Below are 23,304 nucleotides of genomic sequence, written 5' to 3' on the forward strand. Positions count from 1 at the left end.
CGGGTCGTCGCGTAAAGCGAAGTCAGCGATTGTAGCGCATCAGGGCCGCAGTTCTGCAAGCCCCCCCAGGTAAGGCCGCAACACGGCCGGTACCTCGATGCTGCCGTCGGCCCGCTGGTAGTTCTCCAGCACCGCCACCAGGGTGCGCCCGACCGCCAGGCCCGAGCCGTTGAGCGTGTGCACCAGCTCGGTCTTGCCCTGGGCATTCTTGAAACGCGCCTGCATGCGGCGGGCCTGGAATGCCTCGCAGTTCGAGACCGAGCTGATCTCGCGGTAGGTGTTCTGCGCCGGCAGCCAGACCTCCAGGTCGTAGGTCTTGGCCGCGCCGAAACCCAGGTCGCCGGTACACAGCGCCACCACGCGGTAGGGCAGCCCCAGCTTCTGCAGCACCGCTTCGGCGTGGCCGCGCATCTCCTCCAGCGCCTCGTAGCTCTTCTCGGGGTGCACCACCTGCACCATCTCGACCTTGTCGAACTGGTGCTGGCGGATCAGCCCGCGGGTGTCGCGGCCGGCACTGCCCGCCTCCGAGCGGAAGCAGGGGCTGTGGGCAGTCAGGCGGATGGGCAGCTCCTCGGCCGAGAGGATCTGCTCGCGCACGCTGTTGGTCAGCGAGACCTCGGCCGTCGAGATCAGGTATTGCACGGTGCCACTGTCGTCGCCGCCGCGCGAGACCCAGAACATGTCGTCCTTGAACTTCGGCAGCTGGTTGGTGCCCACCAGTGCTTCGGCATTGACGATGTAGGGCGTGTAGCACTCGGTGTAGCCGTGCTCGCCGGTCTGCAGGTCCAGCATGAACTGGGCCAGCGCACGGTGCAGCCGCGCCACGGGCCCGCGCATGAAGGTGAAGCGCGTGCCCGAGAGCTTGGCGCCGGTCTCGAAGTCCAGGCCCAGCGGGGCGCCCAGGTCGACGTGGTCCTTGACCGGGAAGTCGAAGCTGCGCGGCGCCTGGCCTTCGGGGCTCCAGCGGTGCAGCTCGACATTGGCCGATTCGTCATGGCCCACCGGCACGCTCGGGTGCGGCAGGTTGGGCAGGTAGAGCAGCAACTCGTTGAGCTCGGCCTGGAGGGCCTCCAGGCGCTCGGCCGAGGCCTTGAGCTCGTCGCCGATGCCGCCGACCTCGGCCATCACGGCGGCCGTGTCCTCGCCCTTGGCCTTGAGCTGGCCGATCTGCTTGGACAGGCTGTTGCGGCGCGACTGCAGCTCCTCGGTCCGGGTCTGCAGGCTCTTGCGTTCGGATTCCAGGGCCTTGAACCGGTCGACGTCGAGGAAGGGTTGCGGCGACTTGCGCGTGGCAAGCCGGGCGGTCACGCCGTCCAGGTCTTTGCGCAGCAGGGTGATGTCGAGCATGAAGGGGGGCGGGGGCAGGCAGCCCCCGGGTCAGTTCGGGTTGAGAAAGCCGGGTGGAAGGAAAGATTGTATGTAGGCGGCTGCTCAGCGCAGTCCACTGCCGCCCAGGCCCTTGGGCAGCGGAAAGCGCACCGTCTCCTCGACGCCTTCCATGCGCCGCACCGAGACCGCGCCGAGCGAGCGGATGCGAGCGATGACCTGGTCCACCAGGATCTCCGGCGCCGAGGCGCCGGCGGTCAGGCCGACGCGCCGCTTGCCCTCGAACCACTCCGGTTTCAGGTCGTCGGGCTGGTCCACCATGTAGGCCTCGGTGCCCTTGCGCTGCGCCACCTCGCGCAGCCGGTTGCTGTTGGAGCTGGTCGGGCTGCCGACGACGATGACGAGGTCGACCTGGGGCGCCAGCACCTTCACCGCGTCCTGGCGGTTCTGCGTCGCATAGCAGATGTCCTGGCGCTTGGGCTCGCGCACCTCCGGGAAACGTGCTTTCACCGCGGCCATGATCTCGGCGGCGTCGTCCACGCTGAGCGTGGTCTGCGTCACGACCGCCAGGCGCGACGGATTCCTGACCTGCACGCGCGCGACGTCGGCAACGTCCTCGACCAGATAGATGCCGTCGCTGAGCTGGCCCATCGTGCCCTCGACCTCGGGGTGCCCCTTGTGGCCGATCATGATGAACTCGTAGCCTTCCTTGTGCAGCTTCGCGACCTCGACGTGCACCTTGGTCACCAGCGGGCAGGTCGCGTCGAAGACCTGGAAGCCGCGGCCTGTCGCTTCGGTGCGCACCGCCTTGCTGACACCGTGGGCGCTGAAAACCAGCACGGCGCCGGGCGGCACCTCGGCCAGGTCCTCGATGAAGATGGCGCCCTTGGCCTTGAGGTCGGCCACCACGTAGGTGTTGTGCACGATCTCGTGGCGCACGTAGATGGGCGCGCCGAACTGCTGCAGGGCCCGTTCGACGATCTCGATCGCCCGGTCCACGCCGGCGCAGAAGCCGCGCGGCTCGGCCAGCAGGATTTCACGTCCGGCAGCTTGCATCACAGCACCCCGATCAGTTGAACCTCGAAACTGACGGGCTGGCCCGCCAGCGGGTGGTTGAAGTCGAACAGCAGCCAGTCCTCGCCGATCTCGCGCACCACGCCGGCGTAGCTGGCCGTGCCGTCGGGGGTCGGGAACTGCACCACGTCGCCGACGTGGTAGGTCTCGTCGGGGTCGCCGAGCTGGTCCATCAGCGAGCGTTTCACGCGCTGCACCATCTCCGGGTTGCGCTCGCCGAAGGCTTCGCCCGGCGCCAGCTCGAAGCGGGTGCGGCTGCCCTCCTCCAGGCCGATGAGGCGCTGCTCCATCGCAGGGGCCAGTTCGCCGGTGCCCAGCGCCAGGGTCGCAGGCTTGTCGTTGAACGTGTTGATGATGTCGGCCCCGTCGGGACCGATCAGTCGGTAGTGCAGGGTCAGGAAAGACCCGGGTTGTACTGCGGCCACCAGCGGCACCTCGGTTTTGTAGACTGCGTGCATTGTAAAAGCCGCCCTCGGCGCCGCCGGCACATCGCCGCTCCACCTGCTTCCACCCGGGTCATGCTCCTCAAGGAACTGCCGCTCGACGCCCGTCCCCGCGAAAAGATGCTGGCCCTCGGCCCGTCCGCGCTGGCCGACGCCGAGCTGCTGGCACTGCTGCTGCGCACCGGGCTGCAGGGTCTGTCGGTGCTGCAGCTGGCCGAGCAGCTGCTGAAGGGTTTTGGCGGCATCTCGGGGCTGCTGCACGCCGGCAGCGATGCCTTGAAGGCCGTCAAGGGCCTGGGCCCCGCCAAGCGGGCCGAGCTGGCCGCGGTGCTGGAGCTGGCCCGCCGGGCGCTGGCGGAGCAACTGCAGACACGCCCTGCCTTCGAGGCGCCCGAGCAGGTCAAGCACTACCTGCGGCTGCAGCTGGGCGCGCGCCCGCACGAGGTTTTCGCGGCACTGTTTCTCGATGCGCAGAACCGGCTGCTGGCGCTGGAGGAACTCTTTCGCGGCACCCTGACCCAGACCAGCGTCTATCCGCGCGAGGTGCTCAAGCGCGCGCTGGCGCACAACGCCGCCGCCGTGATCCTCGCGCACAACCACCCCTCGGGCCACGCCGAGCCGTCCAAGGCCGACGAATACCTGACCCGCACCCTGCAGACGGCGCTCTCGCTGATCGACGTGAAGGTGCTGGACCATGTGGTCGTCGGCCGCGGTGAGGCCGTGTCCTTCGCCGAACGCGGACTGTTGTAAGGTTTTGCGATGAGAGCCAAGAGCTTCGCCGAACTGGGCGCCGTCAGGAAGTTGCTGCAGGAACAGGCCCGCGAGGCGCAGCAGCGCGAGGCCGAGAAACGCGCCGCCGAAGAGCGCGCCCGGCGCGAACGCGAGCTGTTCGTGCGCAGTGTCGGCCAGGTCCACCAGATCAAGGAGCGCGGCCTGGCCGAGCTCGACCGGCCCCGTCCCGAGCCCCTGCCCTTCCAGCGCCGGCTCGACGAGCAGGAGGTGCTGCGCGAAGCCATCAGCGACGAGTTCGATGTCGAGAGTCTGCTGGAGACCGACGAGGCGCTGTCGTTCCGGCGCCCCGGCATCAGCCTGGAGGTGGTCAAGCGCCTGCGCCGCGGCGACTGGGTGATCCAGAGCCAGATCGACCTGCACGGCCTGCGCCGCGACGAAGCACGCGAGCAGCTGGCGGGCTTCCTGCGCGAGGCGGTGCGCGACGGCCTGCGCTGCGTGCGCGTGATCCACGGCAAGGGCAACGGCTCGCCGGGTCGAGAGCCGGTGCTCAAGGCCAAGGTGCGCAGCTGGCTGGTGCAGAAGAACGAGGTGATCGCCTACGTCCAGGCGCGCGCCTCGGAGGGCGGCAACGGGGCGCTGGTGGTGCTGCTCAAGCCCAGCAGCGAGCTGCCGCGGGCGCGCGCCGCATAGCTCAGTCGAAGAGGATAAACACCGCGGAGTAACCGACGACCAGCCAGGCCAGGGCAGACAGGGCGCGCAGCGCCAGTTGGCGGATCAGCCGAAACCGGGCGGTAGACGGAGCAGAACGGTGCATGGCGGGGCGAGCAGTGAAAGGCAGAGGCGCCGATGCTCTCGCCGCCCGACTTAAGCGCTGCTTAAGCACCCCTCAGGTGCCCGCCGCCACCTTGGGCAGGTGCCGGGCGGGCGCGAACACCACCCGGGCCTCCAGGCCCCGGCCGCCGGCCGACGTGTGCAGCGAGACCTGCGCCTGGTGGCGCTGCGCGATCGCGGCCACGATCGCCAGCCCGAGCCCGCTGCCCGGGACATCGACGCGCTCCTGCAGGCCCTCGCCGCGGTAGAAGCGGTCGAACACCCGCTCACGCTCGGCCGGCACGATGCCGGGGCCGTTGTCCACCACCCGCAACGCCGGTCCTTCCGGCAGGTGCTCGGCCCGCACGTCGACGACGCTGCCCGGCGGGCAGTAGCGGATCGCGTTCTCGACCAGGTTGGCCAGCAGCACGTGCAACTGGTGGCGGTCGCCCTGCACCTGCACGCCGTCACCCGTCTGCGCGCCCAGGTCGATGCCCTGGTGCTCGGCCTTGATGCTCAGCTCGCCGACCACCTGGCGCACCAGGCCGTCCAGCTCGACCGCCTCGAAGGGCCGGGTCGGCGCGTCGGGCTCCACGCGCGAGAGCTGCAGCAGCTGCTCCACCAGGTGCTGCGAGCGCTCGATGCCGGCGCGCAGCTGCACGACGGCGGCCGCGCGCGCCGCCTCGTCCCGGCTGCGCTCGAGCAGCTGCAGCTGCAGGCGCAGCGCCGTCAGCGGCGTGCGCAGTTCGTGCGCTGCGTCGGCGACGAACTGGCGCTGGCTGCGGAACGCCTGCGAGAGCCGCTCCATCAGGCCGTTGATGGCGCCGATCAGCGGGTGGACCTCGCGCGGCAGGTCGCCCCGGCCGATCGGCTCCAGGGAGCGCTCGCTGCGCGCCGCCACCCGGTCGGCCGCCAGCTGCAAGGGCTGCAGGCCGCGGCGCAGCGCCACCACGAGCAGCACCGCGGTGAGCACGATCACCAGCAGCGCCGGCGCGAGCATCGTGACGGTGGTCTCGACGGCGAGCAGGTGGCGCGCGCCGACCGGCTGGGCCGCCTGCACGATGCCCTGCGGCAGCACCAGGGTGTAGACGCGCCAGTGTTCCGGCCCGACCGGCACGGTGGCCAAGCCGTCGTGGCGCAGCAGCGGTACCCGCACGGCGGGATCGGAGGCGAACAGGCGCTGCCCGTCGTGCCGCCAGGCCAGCGTCACATAGTCGAACCTGGCCTCGCGCTCGTAGCGCTCGGGCAAGGGCGGAAGCTCATAGCGCTGCGGCAGCGCCGGCAGCTCGGCGCGGGTGCGCGGCGCATAGCCATGACCGAAGGCGTGATGGCTGGCGACCGCGAGGGCGACCTGCTTCAGGTTCTCGTCGAACACCTCGCTTAGCTCTTCCAAGGTGACCAGATAGGACGCGACCAGCAGCAGGGCCGCTCCGGCACTCAACGCGCCCAGCATCCAGCCCAGCAGGTGGCGGCGGATCGAGGTCACGGTGTCTCGGCCAGCCGGTAGCCAACACCACGCACGTTGCGGATGCGGTCGGCGCCCAGCTTCTTGCGCAGGTGGTGCAGGTGCACCTCGATCGCATTGCTCGCGACCTCGTCGAGCCAGCCGTAGACGGCTTCCTCCAATTGCTGGCGGGACAGCACCGCGCCGGGCCGGATCATCAAGGCCTCCAGCAGCGCGAACTCGCGAGCCGACAGAAGCACCGCCTCCCCGGCCAGGGTCACCCGCTTGCGCACCGGGTCCAGCACCAGGTCGCCGGCCTGGTAGACCGGCGAGGCGCTGCCGGCCTGGCGACGCAGCAGCGCACGGATGCGGGCCACCAGCTCGTCGAGATCGAAGGGCTTGAGCACATAGTCGTCGGCCCCGGCGTTGAGCCCGGCGATGCGGTCGCTGACCGCATCGCGAGCGGTCGTCACGAGCACCGGCAGCGAGTCGCCACGAGCGCGCAGGCCCTGCAGCACCGCCATGCCGTCCTTGCGCGGCAGGCCCAGGTCGAGCAGGGCCAGGTGGTAGACGCCGTTGGCGAGCGACAACTCCGCCGCGCGCCCGTCGCGGACCCAGTCAACCGAGAAACCGGCGTCGCGCAGGCCCTGGCGCACGGCCGTTCCGATCATGGCGTCGTCTTCGACGAGGAGGATACGCATCAGCGGGAAGGAAGGCGGCAGGGGGTGGGTGCTTCTCTTCGCTGTGCATTATCTCCGCGCGGCGCCGCCGTGCCGGCGCGCTTAAGCAAGGCTTAAGTCGCGGCTGGGGATCATCGCGCCGGTTCGCTGCCACTGGAGGCAGCGCACGCCGCCCAATGAAACTGCTGTCTTGCCCTGCCGCTGTCCTGGCCCCGCCCGGCCTCTTGCTGCCCGCGCGGCGCCCGATGTCGCAGGAAGGATTGGCGCTGTGCGCGAGCCTGTGGTTCACGCTGGTCAGCAACGCGTCGTTCTGGCACGGCGTGCTGGAAGACCGCTCGCTGGCCGAGCCGGCGACCTGGGGCGTCCTGGCCGCCTGCGGCATCGCGCTGACCCTGCTGCAGTTCGCGGGCCTGTGCCTGCTGCTGGGCGAGCGCTGGGCCCGGCCGCTGCTCGCGGCCCTGCTGGTCGCGACCGCCTGCGGCGCCCATTTCATGCAACGCTTGGGCATCGTGCTCGACAGCTCGATGCTGCGCAACGTGCTGGCCACCGACTGGAAGGAGGCGCGCGAGCTGCTGTCCTTCGGACTGCTGGAGACGCTCGCCTGGCAAGCCGCCCTGCCCGCCTGGCTGCTGTATCGCACGCCGCTGCTGCGGCGCGGCTGGCGCCGGGCCGCAACCCGCCGCCTGCTGGCCCTCTGGGCCGCGCTGCTGGTGGCGGCCCTGGCCATGCTGCTGGTCTTCCAGGACCTGTCGGGCCTGATGCGCAACCACAAGGCGCTGCGTTACCAGATCATGCCCGGCACCTACGTCCATGCGCTGGCACGTTTGGTCAAGCCGCGGCAGCCGGTGTGGCTGGGCACGCGCGAGCCGATCGGCACCGATGCCCGGCTGGGCCCGGCCTGGCAGCCCGGCCGCAAGCCGGTGCTGTTCATGCTGGTGGTGGGCGAGACCGTACGCGCGGCCAACTGGGGCCTCAACGGCTACGCCCGCCAGACCACCCCGGAACTCGCGGCGCTCGACGTGGTGAACTTTGCGGAGGTGAGCACCTGCGGCACCAACACCGAGGTCTCGCTGCCCTGCATGTTCTCGCCCTGGGGCCGGCGCGACTACGACGAACAACGTATCCTCTCGCACGAGTCGCTGCTGCACGTGCTGCGGCGCGCCGGGCTGCGGGTGACGTGGCGCGACAACCAGTCCGGCTGCAAGGGTGTGTGCGACGGCCTGACGTTGCAGCAGCTGGACAGCTTGACGACGGCCGGCCTGTGCACCGACGGATTGTGCCTGGACGAGATCCTGCTGCAGCGACTGGAAGGGGTGGCCACGGACCCGCAGGGCAACCAGGTGGTGGTGCTGCACGAGCTGGGCAATCACGGCCCGGCCTATTTCAAGCGCTACCCGGCGGCGTTCCGGCGCTACCTGCCGACCTGCGACAGCACCGAGCTGCGCAACTGCACCCGCGAGCAGATCGTCAACAGCTACGACAACGCCCTGCTCTATGGCGACCATGTGCTGGGCCAGGCGATCCGGCGGCTGCAAGAGGCGCAGAGCGAGCGCGACACGGCCCTGCTCTATGTGTCGGACCACGGGGAATCGCTGGGCGAGAACGGGCTCTACCTGCACGGCCTGCCCTACGCCATCGCGCCGGCGGAGCAGACCCGCGTGCCGATGGTGATGTGGTTCTCGCGTGGCTATGCGGAACGCTTCGGCGTGGACCCGGGCTGCCTGAAGGACCGCGCGCGTCGGCCGGCAAGCCACGACCACCTGTTCCACACCGTGCTCGGCCTGCTGGACGTGCGGACCAAGGTATACGACGCGGAGATGGATCTCTCGGCGGGCTGTCGCACGCCTGCCGCGGCCAGGGCCGGCACCCCGATCGCCGTGCCGGCCGCGCCAAGGCCCCAGGGCTGAACAGGCGTCAGGCCGCGGCGCAGCCGACCATCCGCGTCAGAACAGGACGCAGCAGGATGGCCAACAGCGCCCGCACCCAGTGCTCGGCACGCAGCAACGCCACGATGCACGCCAGGCCCTCGACGAAACGGGCGCAGCGCGGCGGTTCGGCCAGGGACCGGGCGCGGTGTTGCAGCGCCGCGCTGACCGCGGTCACGAGAAGGCGCAGGGCCGTGAGCGCCGGCACCGAGGCCTGCGGCATCAGGGTCAAGGCCAGATCGGCAAGCGCACAGGCGAGCAGCTGCCGCCGGGCGGCCCGGGCCCGGCTCGTGGTGGCGCACCGGACAGGTGCTGCGGGCACGGCGGGCGGCGCTTCCTGCGAGCCGCGATGGTGCATGGCGGCAGCCCGGTGCAGCGCCTGCTCCACCTTGGCCACGACCTCGGCAAGCGGCAGCGCGTGGAACACCGTGAGCGAGGCGCAGGCCCTAACCAGCCGGAAGGCGAGGACATCACGCATTTGGACCAGCGCCACGACCAGTTGATCCCAGGGGGGCACCGGCCCGCGCGCCGTGTCGATCCGCAGTCTCGTGCGTCCTGTCGTGTGGTGCACCACCTGAAGCCGGGCCTGCACCCGACCAGGGGAACCAGTCCGTGCGGCAGCGCAAGTCAGAACTGGCAGGCACGCCACCGAACGGCGCGCGGCGACGGGGGCTTGCACCTGCAGGAAGCAGGGAGCATGGAGCAGTGCGACCGGGGATGTCATGGCGCTTTCGAAGGGGTCTTCACGGGATGGCGCCTGCCAGCATGGCCGTCCGGCAAGACAGATTGATGACCGTGCCCCGAGACAGGGAACGCGTTTCATGCAGATGCACCTGTTCAGCTCCTCTCGTGACTCGGTGTAATGATCTCCAAGAGGAAAGCAAGGCCTTCCTTGCCACGGCGAAGTTCCGACCTAAATTGCATGAATCCCTGATGACAGTTCACCTTTAAAGGGGGTTAGACATGCCGAAGCGTTCCAGCAGCGATGAATCCGACTCGCCCGAGGGCCCCAACAACGAGACCACCGGGCATGAGGGCCAGGACGACAGCATCACCGAAGCCCGCGCCACTGACATCCAAGCCGAGCAGGAAATATCCGAGCCCTTGAGCGCCGACGGTCGCGAACGGGCGCGCGACACTCGCGCGCGCCGCTCCGCGACGGAGCCTGACGACATCGCGGGCAATGTCGGATCGGTGGGCACCGCGGTCGCGGTCGGGGTCGGCGCCGCGTTGATCGAAGCGGAGCTGATTCCCGGCATTCTGATCGGCGCCGGAGCGGTGCTGCTCGGCAAGATGTTCCCGCAGGTCGGGCAGACCTTGCGCCCGGTCGTGAAGACCGTCATGCGCGCTGGCTTGGCCGTCACCGACAAGGCGCGCGAAATGGCGGCCGAGGCCGGTGAGCAGGTGCAGGACATGGTGGCCGAAGTGCAGACCGAGCGCAGCGAGCGCCTGCGGCGGCCGCTGCCATCGACTCGGACCAGCGTCTCGCACGGCAGTGCCTCTCACGCGGCCAGCGGGGAGTGAGCCATGGCCAGCCCGCCCTTGGCGCGCGATGCCCGCGTGGTCCACCACGTGCCCGGGCGGCTGCGCATCCGCGTCGAGGAGCGACACGACGAGGCCGCTTTCCTTGAGCAGTTGCAGGGCCTGTTGAAAAGCCTGTCCGGTGTCGAATCGGTGCGCATCAACGTGGCAGCGGCGAGCCTCGTGATCCAGTACGACTGCGCCGACGGCGACTTCCCGCAACGTTTGTCCAGCCAGGAGGCCCTGCGGGGCTGGTTGGCATTCGACGCGGCGCCCTCCGGCGCCCCTCGGGCACGGCGCTGCGATGCGGCCCCGGCCTCGCCGGAGGGGGACCACTCGCACGTTGCGCGGGCCCTCGTCCGCGCGACGACCGGGCTGGACCGCTCGCTGCGGCAAGCCAGCGACGGATACCTGGACCTCAAGCTGCTGATGCCGGTGCTGGCCGCGGCGGCGAGCGGCCTGAGCCCGCGCCGCCGTGAGGGCACGCCGATGTGGATGACACTCGCCATCTTCGCCCTCAACTCGTTTCTGAGCCTGCATCGCCAGTCGTCCCCCGCGCCCGGTCCAGCCAGCGGGCGGCCCGCCGTGCCCACCGGGCCGCCCTGGCTGCCGGAGGCCCGCACCTGATCGCTCCCGGGGCCCGGTTCATTGACCTGGCCTGCCTCTTCCTTTGCTTGGACCGCGCCCACATGAGCTCATTGGCCCTGCTGCATGCTATTCCCGGGCGTTGCCGCCTGCGCATCCCCCTGCTGCGGGTCCATCCGCAGCGTCGTCGCGCCATCGAGTCCTGTCTGGGTACGCACCCGCTGGTGCAGTCGTTCCGCTTCACGTTCCCGTGTGATTGCGTTGTGGTGGAGCACGGCGGGGAGACCCGCGCCATCGTGACCCTGCTGAGGCGCGAACTCGGCGTGCTCGATGCGGCGGGCGATCAGGGGCCGCCCAGCGCACCAGCTGAAGAGCCGCCGGCCCCGTCACACAGCCGGCACGCCTTCGCCTGGGCCAGCTGCGCGCTGTTGCTCTCGCCCCTGCCGGCCCTGGCGCCGTTCTCATGGGTCACGCTGGTGGTTTGCAGTGTGCCGATCTGGCAGCGGGCGCTGCGAACGCTGCTGCAAGAGCACCGTCTGAACGTCGACTTTCTCGACGGCCTGGCGCTCGCCATCGCCCTGTTGCGGCGCCAGACGGCCACGGGCGCACTGATGGCTTGGCTGGTCCACCTGGGCGACACGATCCGCGACCGCACCGCCTCGCATTCGCGCCGCGAGATCCGTGCCCTGCTCGACTTCCAGACCGTGCAGGCACGGCGCCTGGAGGCGGACGGTTCGGTGCAGCTGATCGCCGCGCGCGACCTGCTGCCTGGACAAGGCGCGCTGCTGCTGGCGGGCGACATCGTGCCGGCCGACGGGGTGGTGAGCACCGGCGTGGCCGCGGTGGACCAGCGCCACATCACCGGCGAGTCGGTGCCCGCCACGCGGCGCATCGGGGACGTGCTGTACGCCGGCTCCTCGCTTGTCGAAGGTTCGGTGACCCTGCGCGTCCTGCACGTCGGCGATGACACCGCCGCGGCCAAGATCGTGCAGCTGCTCGAAGCCGCGCCGATCGGTGAAACGCGCATCCAGAACTACGCCGAGAAGTTCGCCGACGGCCTGGTGGCGCCGCTGCTCGGTGCCAACGTCGCGCTGTTCGCGCTGAGCGGCAACGTCGATCGTTTCATGTCGCTGGCGATCGTGGACTACGGCACCGGCATCCGGGTTGCGGCGCCGACCAGCGTGCTGTCCTCGATGCTGCGCGCGGCCCGCGAAGGCATCCTGATCAAGAGCGGCCGGCAGATCGAGCAGCTGGCCCAGCTCCGCTGCGTGGCCTTCGACAAGACCGGCACGCTGACCCGTGGCCGCCTCGCCATCGTCGGCGTGCGCGCCTGGTCGCGCAGCCTGTCGCCCGATCGCGTGCTGCAACTCGCCGCGGCGGCCGAGACGCAGTTGCGCCACCCGCTGGCGCGTGCGCTGGTCGAAGCCAGCCGGGCCAGAGGCCTGGTGCTGCCGGCCGGCGAGGACGTGGACTTCAGCATCGGGCTGGGCGTGAGCGCCCGGGTCGGGCCGCACCAGGTGCGGGTCGGCAACGAGCGCTACCTGAGCTCGGCCGGCATCGCCATGGCGCGTGCCCGGCGCTACCTGCGCGACACCGAAACCCATGCCCAGGGGGCCCTGCTGGTGGCGGTCGACGAGAGCCTGGTCGGCGCGATCTCCTATGCCGACGAACTGCGGCCTGAGGCGGCCGGCGTCATCGCTGCCTTGCGGCAGCGCGGCATCGAGGATGTCGTGATGCTGACCGGTGACCGCGAGGGCGTCGCTCGGCGGGTGGCGGCCTCGCTGGGCATCCGGCGCTACTACGCGGAGGTGCTGCCGGCCGACAAGGCGGATATCGTGCGCTCGCTGCGCAACGGCGCGCCCATCGCCATGGTGGGCGACGGCGTCAACGACTCGCCGGCGCTCGCGCAGGCCGACGTCGGCGTGGCCCTGGTCGAGGGCGCCGACATCGCGCGCGATGCAGCGGATGTGGTGCTGATGGAGAACAACCTGCGCCACCTCGTCGACGCGATCGACATCAGCCGCGACGCGATGGCGCTGGTGCGCCAGAACGTCACGCTGATCGCCGGCTTCAACACGGTGGCGCTCGCGCTGGCGCTGCCCGCGGGCTGGATGTCGCCGGCAATGTCGACGCTGCTGAGCAACGGTTCTGCACTGGCCGCGACCTTGAATGCGATGCGGCCCCTGATGGTCCAGCGGTTTGCGCCTGCGGCATCGCGCGCCAGGCGCCTCTGACCCACACGCTGCAGGGGCGGGCGCAGCCCAGGAAAGCAAAAAGGGCGGGCACCCAGCCCGCCCTCGTGGCGCCCGATCAGGCTCGGTGCGTCACATCATCCTCCCATCGCCCGCCCGTCACCCAGCAGGTGGGAGTGGCAGTCCACCCCTCCCGCGGTGCAGTTCCTGATGAAGGTGTCCATGATGTCCGGCTTCCAGCCGTTGAACCAGTCGGCATGCGCCGAATAGCCACCGGGCTTGGAGCTGTCGTACATGTCCGAGCTCAGGCGCCAGCGCAGCGGTGAGCCCGCTTCGGTGACGTTGTAACGGATGTTGAAGGTGATCGCCGGCATGACCACCGGGTGGGTGGCCGGGCAGACACCGGGCACGGTGTTGTAGGCCACGTGGCTCTTGTGGTCCGGCGAGTCGAGGTTGCGGCCGTCCCAGCACTGCGGGAAGAGGATCTCCAGGTTCATGATCGAACCCGCCGGGCAGTTCGGGATCGACTGCGAATTCATGGGACCCGAGGGGCCGATGCACGAGTAGCGGTGCACGCCGCCCGGCCCGTCGCTCTTCGCGTCGCCGGCGATCATGCGCAGCCCTTGCGGGACCGTCTTGATCTGGCTCGGCGAGAAGCCGGCGTAGCCGCTCTTGTAATAGAAATGCGCTTCCAGCGGTTTGAGGGGCCGCCCGTCGCGGGTGTCGATCATGGCCGGCACCCAGTAGCCCGAGCGGTTGACCGTGCCACCCCGGCAGGTCGAGTTGCCGCTGTTGGCGATGCTCTGAGCGGTCGAATGCCCGTTGACCCCGGTGTTGCCGAAAAACGCGTGCAGGTGCGAGCGTCCGGGCTGGCCAGGGAAGACGATCGGGTCGTCATAGGCCATGTGGCTGAATTGGCAGACCGTGCGGAAGGCACCGAAGTTCTCTTGCGCGGCGGGCCGCTCCGAGGTCGGAAAGAGGAGGTCCGTGCTTCTGCCGGGGTCGCCGGTCGGGATCAGGGCGTTGTTGATATACGGCCCATGGCCCTCGTGGGGGTTGGGCGTCGGAGTCGGAGTCGGAGTCGGCGTGGGCGTCGGTGTCACCGGTCCGTCCTGCCGGATCTGACACTGCTTCACGACCCCCCGCAGCGGATCGCGGCCGAAGAAGGTGTTGGTGCACTGGCCATTGCCGGAGACGGTTTTTTCGATCCAGGTCGAGCCCGAACCGTAGCGAACCACCCGGCTGCCCTGAACGCTGAAGGCACCTCCCTCGTTGGCGATCCTGACCCAGGTTCCCGGTGCCGGGGTGGGCGTGGGCGTGGGCGTGGGCGTGGGCGTTGGCGTTGGCGTCGGATTCGGTGTTGGCGTCGGTGTCGGCGTGCTCGAAGAGCTGCCGAGTTCACACACCTTGCCGACCCCTGGCAGCGGGTCCCGGCCGAAAAACGCGTTGGTGCAGGCCTGCGTGCCCGAAACCGTCTTGGTGACCCAGGACGTGTTTTTCCCGTAGCGCACCTGCCGGGTTCCGGTCACCGTGAAGTTCTGCCCTTCATAGGCGATCCTGGTCCACTGCTCGGGTGTGGGGTTCGGCGTCGGCGTCGGCGTCGGTGTGGGCGTGGGTGTCGGGTTGGGCGTCGGGGTCGGCGAGGTGGCCGAACAGCTGCCCGCACCTCGCGTGGTCTGGAAGTGGGTGCGCCTGGAGGTGTTGCGGATGCTGGCCGAGTCGCTCAACACCACCTCTGTCGCCCAGCCCGGCTTCAGCGTGGACAGGTGGATGCCGTCGCGCACCATGTTGAAGGACGAGGTCCCGTCAGGCAGGGGGCAGTCGTTGCCGATACCGTCCCAGGACCAGGGGAGGTAGCCGATGCCGTAGGCCTGCGCCTGGCGGATCAGTTGCTGGTACGGCACCTTCTCCGAGCAGGCACCGGCCCCGGTCGGGCCGAACTCGCCGATGATCAGCGGGATCTTCCCCGCCGCGGCGGTCGTGAACGCCGAGGTGTAGCGTTCCACCTGCTGGGTGCCCGGATCGTACGGATGCCACGAGAAGATCAGGTTGTGCAGCGGGTCGGCCGCCTGCAACTGCGGCGCCACGCGCAGCAGCTGTTCGATGTTGCGGCCCCAGCCGGCCGCGTCGATCACCAGGGGCATGCGCAGGCCCGCGCTGCGCAGCTTGTTGATGATGCGGGTGTAGGTCGAGACGAACTCTTCGTCCGCCACCTGGTCGCCGGCCTCGTTGGCAATGTTCACGAGCAGGCGCGACTCGAACTGGCGCAGCACCGCAATCGTGGCCGGCGAGGTCCAGAAGGCTTCGATCTGTGCCAGCCGGCCGAAGTTGCCGGTCGCGTCGTGCAGTTCCCACATCGGGATCAGCTGCGAGTCCACCGCGCGCTGCAGGGTCTGCACCGCTTCCGACGCGGGCACCCCGGTCACCCACATGATGCGCACGACGTTCGCGCCGGTTTTGGCAATCTCGGGGAAGGAGTTCCCGGCCCGGTCCTGGAACACCGCCATCTTGTTCACGCCGCGCAGCACGATGGGCTCGCCGCAGGGGTCGTAGAGCTTGCCGTCGCGCACGGTGTAGGCCGGTCCCGGCGAGCCGGCGGTCGGCACCGCCGTGCCACTGCCGGCCGCCGGGGCCGTGGGGGCCTCGTGGCCGGCATGGGCCGCGTGCGCGACGTCCCCTCCGGCCTGCGCGGCTTGTGCCTGGTTGCCACTGCCGGAGGAACCGCCTCCGCAGGCTGCCAGAGCGGCGGTGAAAACGATAGACAGTGCTACGCCATGCCATGCCGGGGGCGGCATGGTGGTCCCTGATTCTTTTTGCATGTCAGAACCTTTGCTTGTTGGATAGATGGATCCGCGCCTGGGGAACCGGGCACGGAGGGTGGGCCCCCGCCCACTCCGGGATCGAAAAAACGCCGGAGCGCTCCACGGTGGGGGAAGCACGGGCGACGACGGCTTTTCAGTCGATCGCGCGCCCGTCGCCGAGCAGGTGCGCATGGCAGTCCAGCGCGGCCTGGTCGCAGTGGCGGATCCAGGTGTCCTGGATGTCGGGCTTCCAGCCGTTCCACCAGTCGCCATGGGCTGAATAGCCGCCCGGCTTGGAAGCGTCGTACATGTCCGAGGACAGCCGCCAGTGCAGCGGCGCGTCGGGCTCGGTCACCGCGTAGCGGATGTTGAACGTGATCTGCGGAACCGGGACCGGGTGGGTGGCCGGGCAGCGCCCGCCGACCGGGTCGGCCATGTGGCTCTTGTGGTCCGCCGAGTCGAGGTTGCGGCCATCCCAGCACTGCGGGAAAAAGACCTCCATCCACAGCTCGGAGCCCACCGGGCAGTTCTGGATCGACGCGCCGGCCAGGTGCTCGGCATTCGCGCCCACACACTTGTAGCGGAAGGGGCCGGACGGCGATTCGTTCTTCGCGTTGCCGGCGATCATGCGCAAGCCCGGCGGGAAAGCCTGGATGTCCCGGGGCGCGATGCCGGCATAGCCGGTCTTGTAATAGAACATGCCGTCCAGCGGCTTCAGCGGCCGGCCCTCCCGGGTGTCGATCATCGCCGGCACCCAGTAGGCCGTGCGGTTCACGGTGCCGCCGCGGCAGCTCGAGTTGCCGCTGCCGGCGATGCTCTCGGCGGTCGAGTTCCCATTGGCGCCGGTGTTGCCGAAAAACGCGTGGAGGTGCGAGCGCCCCGGCTGGCCCGGGAAGACGATGGGATCGTCGAAGGCCATGTGCGTGTAGCCGCACACCGTGCGGAAGGCGCCGGTGCCGTCGGACGCGCTGGGGCGCTCGCCCGTCACCGAGACCTTGTCCTCGGCGCTGCCGGGCGAGCCGGACGGGATCAGGCGGTCGTCGATGAACGGCCCGTGCCCGTCATGGGGGTTGGCCGCGGGGCCGGAGGCCGAGGTGGGGGCGGGGGTCGCGCTCCCGGGCTGCTCTTCCCCACCGGAACCGTCGCCTCCGCAGGCGGCGACGAACAGGGACAACAACAGGGCGCAGCAGGTGTGCCGTTCGGCGGCAAGGGTCGCGATCAAGGGGGCCTCCGCTTTGTTTTTCCCGCACACCGGCCTGGGCACGCGGCAGCCGGTCAGGCTGTTGTAAGAAACGCGGTCGGATCCTAGGTCCACTCCTCAGGGTGCCAAAGAGAGTTTGTGGTGTTTGGTAAATCGGGCGAAGCGCGGTGCTACCCCTTACTCACCGGGGGCCGCCGACGCCGGGACACGCGTCGCAGTGCCGCATGTTTCGGTGACAGGCACGACTGTTCGCACCATTCACGTCTTGCAACGCCAAGGCCGCGTCAACGCCTTCCGTTTGGCAGCGTTCTCGCTACCGCTCGTCGACAAGCCCCGCGGCGCCTCAGCCACCCTTGTTCCGCATCCAGTCTGCGGTGTTCATGAAGGCCGCACTCAGGCGGTGCGCCAGCAAGGCTTCCACGCCGATCTCCCGCATGGCCTGCTCCATGCAGGCCATCCACTGGTCGCGTTCCCGGATGCCGATGGCAAACGGCAGGTGGCGCGCGCGCAGCCGCGGGTGGCCGAAACGCTCGATGTAGTGCTGCGGCCCGCCCAGCCAGCCGCACAGGAACCAGTACAGCTTGTCGCGCGAGCCCTCCATCTGCGGCGGGTGCAGGGTCCGCAGTTCGCGGTAGGCCGGCTCCAGCTCCATCAGGTCGTAGAAGCGATCGGCCAGCTCCCGCACCCGGGCCTCGCCGCCCAGCAGCTCGAAGGCGCTCGGCGCCGCGTCGCGGCCGGTGTCGTCGTCGTCGCGTTTCTCATTCACAGGGTTCACTTCGGTCTCGCTTCGCAGTCACTTCAAATACCCCCAGGCCTTGAGCCGGCTGGCCGAGTAGGTAGCGGCATCGCCCTGCCGCGTCAAACGCAGGTAGCTGTTGTAGTGCTGGGCGGCACGCGCCTTCTCGCCCATGCCCTCCAGCGACACCCCCTTGAGGAAAACGACACCCGGGTCGCCTGGCAGCAGCCGGTCGAAGGCATGCAGCTCCTCGTAGGCGCGCTCGGGCTCGCGCGCGCTCAGGGCCAGCACGCCGGCCAGCTTGCGGGCCTGCGCTTCCTGTGGGTAGACGGTCTTGGCGGTGTCGGCATAACGCCGCGCATCCTGGGTCTGGCCCTGGGCCTGCAGGCATTGCGCCATGCGCAGGTTGGCGGCGTAGTCCTGCGGCGTGCGCTTGAGCGCCGCCGCGAACTCACCCTGGGCGCTCGGGTAGGCCTTGCGGGACATGGCGGTCTCGCCGTTCTTGCAGGCCTCGACGGTGGGCTTGATGCGACGCAGGCCCGCGGTGTGGTCCATGAACCGTTCGCGCCCGGCCGGCGCGCCGCGGCTCTTGGCATAGCGCGTTTCGGCCAGGCGTTGCGCGGTCTCACGCCGCTCGGTGCTCATCGGATGCGAGGAAAACATCGTCTCCAGCAGGCTGGGCGCCTCCTTCTGCTGCTCGAGCAGGATACCGTGCAGCTGCGTCATGCCGCTGGCCGGGTAGCCGGCACGCACCATGTACTCCTGCCCCAGGGCATCGGCCTCGCGTTCGTTGTCGCGCGAATAGCTCGACAGCAGCGCGCTCGCGCCGAGCTGGCTGCCCAGCCCGGCCAGCGCCCCCCACTGCGAGCTGGACGCCGCGACGTTGAGGCCCAGCACCACGGCCTGGGCCATCATCGCCTGGCCCTGCCGCTGCGCCGCGTGGCGGGCGTTGACGTGGCCCAGTTCGTGGCCGAGCAACGCCGCCAGCTCGGCCTCGTCCTGCAGCTCCGTCATGATCCCGCGCGTCACGCCCACGGCGCCGGCCGGAAAGGTGTAGGCGTTGACGTAGTTGGCGTTGAGCACCCGGTAGGAGTACGGCATCTCCTGCCGGTGCGACTGGCGGTGCAGGCCTTGCCCGACCTCGGCAACGTAGCGGTTCAGCGCACCGTCCTGCACCGCGCCCAGGTCCTGCGAGAACTGGTGCGGCGCATGCTGCTGGTCGACCTGGCGCTCTTGCGCCTCGCTCATGCCGACGACAATGTTCTGCCCCGACACCGGCGAGACGGCGCAGCCCGGCAGCAGCGCGACGCCGGCCGTGCCGGCGCCAAACAGCCACAGCGTGTCGCGCCGGCTCAGGCGGTTGCGCTGCAGGCGCGCCGCGAGGTCGTGAGGAAAGTCCATGAGGGAGCCCCTGAAAGACAGACTCCCCGAATTGTAGAAAGGGCTCAGGGCCGGTCGCTGGGCGTGTCCACCTTGGCCGCGACGCTCTTCACCCCCTGGGCGGCGGCCGAGCCGGGCAGGACCTCCAGCAGCAGCTGGCGGCGTTGCACCGCCTCGCGCACCGAGGGGTCGAGCGGGATGTCGCCGACGTGCGAGAGCTTGACGGCGTCGCCCGCCGGCGTGGAGACGAAACGGTCCACCACGTTCTGCAGCTGTTGGGCGATGGACTTGCCGTCGCCGGGGCGCGCCACCTGGTTCACCACCAGGCGCAGCGTGCGCCGGCGCTGTTGCGTCGCCAGCACCTTGATGGTGGCGTAGGCATCGGTCAGCGAGGTGGGCTCGGGCGTCGCCACCACCAGCACCTCGTCGGCCAGCGACACCGCATAGAGCACCACATCGGAGATGCCCGCGCCGGTGTCCAGCAGCACGTAGTCGTAGCGCGGCACCAGCGAGGCGACCGCGGCCTGGAACTTGTCGCGCACCTCGGGCGTGAGGCGCGAATACTCCACCAGCCCCGAGCCGGCCAGCAGCACCGAGAAGCCGCCGGGCGCCGCCAGCACGGCTTCGTCCAGGGTGGCCTTGCCGGTGAAGACGTCGTGCAAGGTGATCTTGGGGAAGAGGTTCAGCACCACGTCCAGGTTGGCCAGGCCCAGGTCGGCGTCCAGCACCAGCACCTTGTGGCCGCGCTTGGCCAGGGCCGCCGCGAGGTTGGCGGACACGAAGGTCTTGCCGACCCCGCCCTTGCCGCTGGTCACGGCCAGGACCCAGGCCTTCCGGCCCTCGGCCGGGAGGGATTGAGCGTGGCTGGAGTTCATAGATTCATTCATCGTCCGGTTCCTCCTGCAATTCGGAGGCACTGACACCAAACAGCATGCCTTTCTCTTCGGCACTGACGCTGCTGATCGCTGCCTGCTCCAGGCAGACCCGGTTGCGCCCTTCGGTTTTGGCACAGTAGAGCTGAAGATCGGCCCGCTCCATCCACAGCGACACCGAGGAGCGCACCCACTGCGGGGCATAGGCACCGCCGACGCTGGCGCTGATGTGGACCTCGTGGCCCGACCTCAGCTTGACCGGCCGGCTCTCGATGGCGACACGCATGCGCTCGGCCACCGCCAGGCCGAAGGTCGGCTGGCAGTTGGGCAGCACGATGGAAAACTCCTCGCCGCCGTAACGCGCCACGGTGTCCATCGGCCGCACACAGTCGCTGAGGCGCCGGCCGACGGCCTGGATCACCTGGTCGCCCGACTCGTGGCCATGGGTGTCGTTGATGCGCTTGAAGTGGTCGATGTCGAGGATCAACAGCAGCGCCGACTCGCCGGTGCGTGCGACACGGTCGATCTCGCGTTCCAGCACGGCGCGGAAATGGCGCCGGTTGGTGAGCCCGGTGAGCGCGTCGCGCAGCGACAGGTCGCACAGGCCGTCGATGACGGCCTGCAGCCAGGCAGCCGGCGATGCGTCCTGCTGCTGCGGCAGCGGATAACCGCCCTGCTGCAGCAGCGTCAGCGCCTGCTCGAGCTTCAGCTCGCGCAAGTTCACCACAAAGGAGGCAGGCTCAAAGTCCACAATGCAGGAAAGGGATTGGTTCAACGCAGTCTAGCAGCGGGGTACCGGGCGGCGAACCACCGAATAGACCGGCGAAACACCCCCCTGTTTGCTGCTTATCGGACGAAGCGGACGGTACTGAAGAGCCGGCGCGAAGAATTTTCTGTCAGCCGTGATTCAGGCGGCGGCTTTGCGCAAAGTTTCCACCACCGGCCGTCGCAGCACCTCGCGCAGCCCCCACCAGCCGGCGGCCAGCGCCAGCAGCGCACCGGCCGCCGTGCCGGCCAGCGGGACCCAGGGCGAGGGATGCCAGCTGAAGTCGAAGACCCAGCGCGCCAGCGCCCAGCCGACCGCCGAGGCGGCCAGCGAAGCCAGGAAGCCGGCCAGCGCGCCAACGCCCAGCAGCTCGGCGCGCTGCACCCGGCCCAGCAGCGCGCTGCCCGCGCCCATCGCGCGCATGATCGCGAACTCGCGGGAGCGCTGCTCGCGGGTGGCGACCACCGCCGCGAACAGCACCACCAGGCCGGCCGCCAGCGTGAAGCCGAACAAGAACTCGACCGCCCGGATCACCTGGTCCAGCACCTGCTGCACCTGGCCGAGCGAGGCCGAGACGTCGACCGCGGTGATATTGGGAAAGGCCCGGCTCAGTGCGTTGTCGAAGCCCGGCGCCACGGGCGCCTTGAAGGCCGCGATGTAGGTGGACGGCAGCTCGGGCAGCTGCGCCTGCGGGAACATCACGAAAAAGTTCACCCGCATCGAGGCCCAGTCGACCTTGCGCAGGCTGGTGATGCGGCCTTCGACCGGCATCCCCGCGATGTCGAAACGCAAGCGGTCGCCCAGCCTCAGGCCCAGCGTCTCGGCCAGGCCCGATTCCACGCTGAGTCCACCGGGCTCCTCGGGGATCCAGCGCCCGGCGGCAAGTTCGTTGTGGGGCGGCATCTGGGCCGCGTGGCTCAGGTTGAACTCGCGGTCGACCAGGCGCTTGGCGCGCGCCTCGGCATAGTCGCCGGCGCCCACTTCGCGCCCGTTCACCGCCACCAGCCGGCCGCGGATCATCGGGTACCAGTCGAAGCTGGCCACGCCGGCGTCGTGCAGATGCTGGCGGAAGGGCTCGGACTGCTCGGGCTGGATGTTGATGACAAATCGGTTCGGCGCGTCGGGCGGGGTGGCGGCGCGCCAGCTGCCGATCAGGTCGGTGCGCAGCAGCACCAGCAGCATCAGCGCCAGCAGGCCCACCGCCAGTGCCGAGATCTGCAGTACCGCGAAGCCCGGCCGCGCGCAGACCTGGCGTGTCGCGAGCACCAGCCAGCGCGGCGCACGCGCCTCCGGGACCGCGCGGCGCAGCACCGCCACGGCGGCAAAGGCCAGCGCGGCGAACAGCAGCACCGCGACGGCGAAGCCGCCGACCGCGATCAGCCCGAGCTGCAGATCGGACGAGGCGGCCAGCAGCAGCGCCGCGAAACCGCAGGCGCCGGCCGCCAGCACGAGCAGCGAGGCCGGCTTGAGTTCGCCGACATCGCGGCGGATCACCCGCAACGGCGGCACCCGCGCCAGCTGCAGTACCGGCGGCAGCCCGAAACCGAACAGCAGGGTCAGCCCGACGCCCAGGCCGAACAGGGCCGGCCAGGCGCTCGCGCCCGGCAGCGCGGTTTCCACCAACCCGGCCAGCAGCACCACGAAGGCGTGGTGCACCGCGTAGCCGAGCGCCACGCCGAGGCCGCTGGCCAGCACGCCGACCGCGGCGAACTCCAGCGCGTAACTGAGCGCGATGGTGCGCTGCGACTGGCCCAGCACCCGCAGCATTGCGCAGTCGTCGAGGTGGCGGGCGGCGAAGTCGCGCGAGGCAATCGCGACCGCCACCGCTGCCAGCAGCGCCGCCAGCAGGGCCACCAGGTTGAGGAATTTCTCGGCCCGGTCCAGGGTCTGGCGCATCTCGGGCCGGCCCGACTCCAGCGACTCGACCCGCACGCCGCGCAGCTTGCGGGCAGCGATCTCGGCCTCGGCCCAGCGGACCCAGGCGCGCGCGTCGGCATCGCGGCCTTCGCGTGCGGCGACGGCCAGCCGGTAGGTGACCCGGCTGGCGGGCTGGATCAGGGCCGTCGCCGGCAGGTCCGCTTCGTGCAGCATCACACGCGGCGAAAAGCCGAGGAAGCCTGCCCCGCGGTCGGGTTCGAGCGTGATGATGCGGGCAATGCGCAGGCGCGCGTCGCCCAGCAGCAGCGCGTCGCCGACCTCCAGGTCCAGCGCCTCCAGCAAGCCGGCATCGACCCAGACGCTGCCGCGCGCCGGGATGTCGCGCACCGGGCGGCCTTCGGCGCCCGGCGCCTCGGCCACCCTCAGCGTGCCGCGCAAGGGATAGCCCGGGCTGACGGCCTTCACCGAGACGAGGCGGCTGGCACCGCCCTGCTCGTCCGGCGCACGGGCCATGCTGGGGAAGGACACGGTGCGGGCGCTCTCCAGCCTGGCCGCGGCCGCCCGCTCGGTGAACAGCTCGGGGGTCGGCAGGTCGCTGGCGACGATGGCGTCGCCGCCCAGCAGCTGGCGCGCGTCGCGCGCAAGGCCGGTCTTGAGCCGATCGGCGAAAAAACCGACCGCGGTCAGGGCGGCCACCGCAAGCAGCACCGCGACGATCAGCAGGCGCAGCTCCCCGCTGCGGAAGTCACGCGCCGTCTGGCGCCAGGCGAGCTGGAAGGTACGGGGTTGAAACATCTCGACGGGCCGACAGCGGCAGGCAGGATCAGGACGCACAGGAGCGGCGAACAGTAGCGCATGCCGCGCCGGCTGCCAATGGAGGGGGCATTGGGACCGGCTCTGCGGCCCGCCGGCCCGCGACCCGCGCCGTCATTTTTGAA

General features: G+C 70.0%; 20 protein-coding genes. 6 read left to right on the top strand and 14 right to left on the bottom strand.

What is annotated here, in order from left to right; translation table 11 throughout:
* Positions 1 to 39: 39 nt before the first annotated feature.
* From serS to OOT46_RS12800, 3 genes are all read right to left on the bottom strand, one after another.
* Positions 40 to 1,347: a serine--tRNA ligase gene (gene serS / locus OOT46_RS12790; protein WP_265403994.1), complete on the bottom strand. Its 1,308-nt coding sequence runs from the start codon at positions 1,345 to 1,347 to the stop codon at positions 40 to 42.
* An 84-nt stretch (positions 1,348 to 1,431) separates the two neighbouring features.
* Complete coding sequence (gene ispH, locus OOT46_RS12795; RefSeq protein ID WP_265403995.1) at positions 1,432 to 2,382, bottom strand: 4-hydroxy-3-methylbut-2-enyl diphosphate reductase; 951 nt, start codon at positions 2,380 to 2,382, stop codon at positions 1,432 to 1,434.
* Complete coding sequence (locus OOT46_RS12800) at positions 2,382 to 2,858, bottom strand: FKBP-type peptidyl-prolyl cis-trans isomerase (protein ID WP_265403996.1); 477 nt, start codon at positions 2,856 to 2,858, stop codon at positions 2,382 to 2,384. Before OOT46_RS12800 ends, ispH begins: the two co-directional genes overlap by 1 nt.
* 60 nt (positions 2,859 to 2,918) lie before the next feature.
* Here OOT46_RS12800 and radC point away from each other — a divergent pair, with 60 nt between their 5' ends.
* On the top strand, positions 2,919 to 3,593 hold the full coding sequence (gene radC, locus OOT46_RS12805; RefSeq protein ID WP_265403997.1) for a RadC family protein: 675 nt from the start codon (positions 2,919 to 2,921) through the stop codon (positions 3,591 to 3,593).
* A gap of 9 nt (positions 3,594 to 3,602) precedes the next feature.
* Positions 3,603 to 4,265: a Smr/MutS family protein gene (locus OOT46_RS12810; RefSeq protein WP_265403998.1), complete on the top strand. Its 663-nt coding sequence runs from the start codon at positions 3,603 to 3,605 to the stop codon at positions 4,263 to 4,265.
* A gap of 1 nt (position 4,266) precedes the next feature.
* On the opposite strand, the gene OOT46_RS12815 is transcribed toward OOT46_RS12810, so the two are convergent.
* The 3 genes from OOT46_RS12815 to OOT46_RS12825 all read right to left on the bottom strand — a co-directional run bounded on the left by OOT46_RS12815 (position 4,267) and on the right by OOT46_RS12825 (position 6,530).
* Entirely contained in the window at positions 4,267 to 4,389 is a 123-nt protein-coding gene (locus OOT46_RS12815) for a hypothetical protein (protein WP_265403999.1), read from the bottom strand.
* Between the two features lie 72 nt (positions 4,390 to 4,461).
* Entirely contained in the window at positions 4,462 to 5,871 is a 1,410-nt protein-coding gene (locus OOT46_RS12820; protein ID WP_265404000.1) for an ATP-binding protein, read from the bottom strand.
* Entirely contained in the window at positions 5,868 to 6,530 is a 663-nt protein-coding gene (locus OOT46_RS12825; protein ID WP_265404001.1) for a response regulator, read from the bottom strand. Before OOT46_RS12825 ends, OOT46_RS12820 begins: the two co-directional genes overlap by 4 nt.
* Positions 6,531 to 6,685: 155 nt before the next feature.
* On the opposite strand from OOT46_RS12825, the gene OOT46_RS12830 reads away from it, so the two are divergent.
* Positions 6,686 to 8,416 carry a phosphoethanolamine transferase gene (locus OOT46_RS12830; RefSeq protein WP_265404002.1) on the top strand — a complete coding sequence of 577 codons (1,731 nt, stop codon included), beginning with the start codon at positions 6,686 to 6,688 and terminating at the stop codon, positions 8,414 to 8,416.
* A 7-nt stretch (positions 8,417 to 8,423) separates the two neighbouring features.
* Here the strand turns inward: OOT46_RS12830 and OOT46_RS12835 are convergent, their stop codons facing one another.
* Entirely contained in the window at positions 8,424 to 9,026 is a 603-nt protein-coding gene (locus tag OOT46_RS12835) for a hypothetical protein (RefSeq protein WP_265404003.1), read from the bottom strand.
* A gap of 371 nt (positions 9,027 to 9,397) precedes the next feature.
* On the opposite strand from OOT46_RS12835, the gene OOT46_RS12840 reads away from it, so the two are divergent.
* The 3 genes from OOT46_RS12840 (at position 9,398) to OOT46_RS12850 (ending at position 12,774) form a co-directional block, all read left to right on the top strand.
* A complete protein-coding gene (locus OOT46_RS12840) occupies positions 9,398 to 9,958 on the top strand; it encodes a DUF5132 domain-containing protein (RefSeq protein ID WP_265404004.1) in 561 nt (186 codons plus the stop codon).
* 3 nt (positions 9,959 to 9,961) lie between these two features.
* Positions 9,962 to 10,582 carry an HMA2 domain-containing protein gene (locus tag OOT46_RS12845; protein ID WP_265404005.1) on the top strand — a complete coding sequence of 207 codons (621 nt, stop codon included), beginning with the start codon at positions 9,962 to 9,964 and terminating at the stop codon, positions 10,580 to 10,582.
* A 62-nt stretch (positions 10,583 to 10,644) separates the two neighbouring features.
* Complete coding sequence (locus OOT46_RS12850; protein WP_265404006.1) at positions 10,645 to 12,774, top strand: heavy metal translocating P-type ATPase; 2,130 nt, start codon at positions 10,645 to 10,647, stop codon at positions 12,772 to 12,774.
* Between the two features lie 95 nt (positions 12,775 to 12,869).
* On the opposite strand, the gene OOT46_RS12855 is transcribed toward OOT46_RS12850, so the two are convergent.
* The 7 genes from OOT46_RS12855 to OOT46_RS12885 form a co-directional block, all read right to left on the bottom strand.
* Entirely contained in the window at positions 12,870 to 15,551 is a 2,682-nt protein-coding gene (locus OOT46_RS12855) for a DUF1996 domain-containing protein (protein WP_265404007.1), read from the bottom strand.
* Positions 15,552 to 15,687: 136 nt separating this feature from the next.
* Complete coding sequence (locus OOT46_RS12860) at positions 15,688 to 16,755, bottom strand: DUF1996 domain-containing protein (RefSeq protein ID WP_265404008.1); 1,068 nt, start codon at positions 16,753 to 16,755, stop codon at positions 15,688 to 15,690.
* A 322-nt stretch (positions 16,756 to 17,077) separates the two neighbouring features.
* Complete coding sequence (locus tag OOT46_RS12865; protein ID WP_265404104.1) at positions 17,078 to 17,500, bottom strand: group II truncated hemoglobin; 423 nt, start codon at positions 17,498 to 17,500, stop codon at positions 17,078 to 17,080.
* Positions 17,501 to 17,527: 27 nt separating this feature from the next.
* On the bottom strand, positions 17,528 to 18,871 hold the full coding sequence (locus tag OOT46_RS12870; RefSeq protein ID WP_265404009.1) for a M48 family metalloprotease: 1,344 nt from the start codon (positions 18,869 to 18,871) through the stop codon (positions 17,528 to 17,530).
* Positions 18,872 to 18,915: 44 nt separating this feature from the next.
* Positions 18,916 to 19,725, bottom strand: a complete 810-nt coding sequence (locus tag OOT46_RS12875; protein WP_265404105.1) for a MinD/ParA family protein — start codon at positions 19,723 to 19,725, stop codon at positions 18,916 to 18,918.
* Between the two features lie 4 nt (positions 19,726 to 19,729).
* Positions 19,730 to 20,446 carry a GGDEF domain-containing protein gene (locus tag OOT46_RS12880; protein ID WP_322114253.1) on the bottom strand — a complete coding sequence of 239 codons (717 nt, stop codon included), beginning with the start codon at positions 20,444 to 20,446 and terminating at the stop codon, positions 19,730 to 19,732.
* Positions 20,447 to 20,629: 183 nt separating this feature from the next.
* On the bottom strand, positions 20,630 to 23,161 hold the full coding sequence (locus OOT46_RS12885; protein ID WP_265404010.1) for an ABC transporter permease: 2,532 nt from the start codon (positions 23,159 to 23,161) through the stop codon (positions 20,630 to 20,632).
* Between the last annotated feature and the right edge of the window lie 143 nt (positions 23,162 to 23,304).

This window comes from Aquabacterium sp. A7-Y (genome assembly GCF_026153205.1).
In the GTDB taxonomy this organism is placed as follows: Bacteria; Pseudomonadota; Gammaproteobacteria; order Burkholderiales; family Burkholderiaceae_C; genus Caldimonas.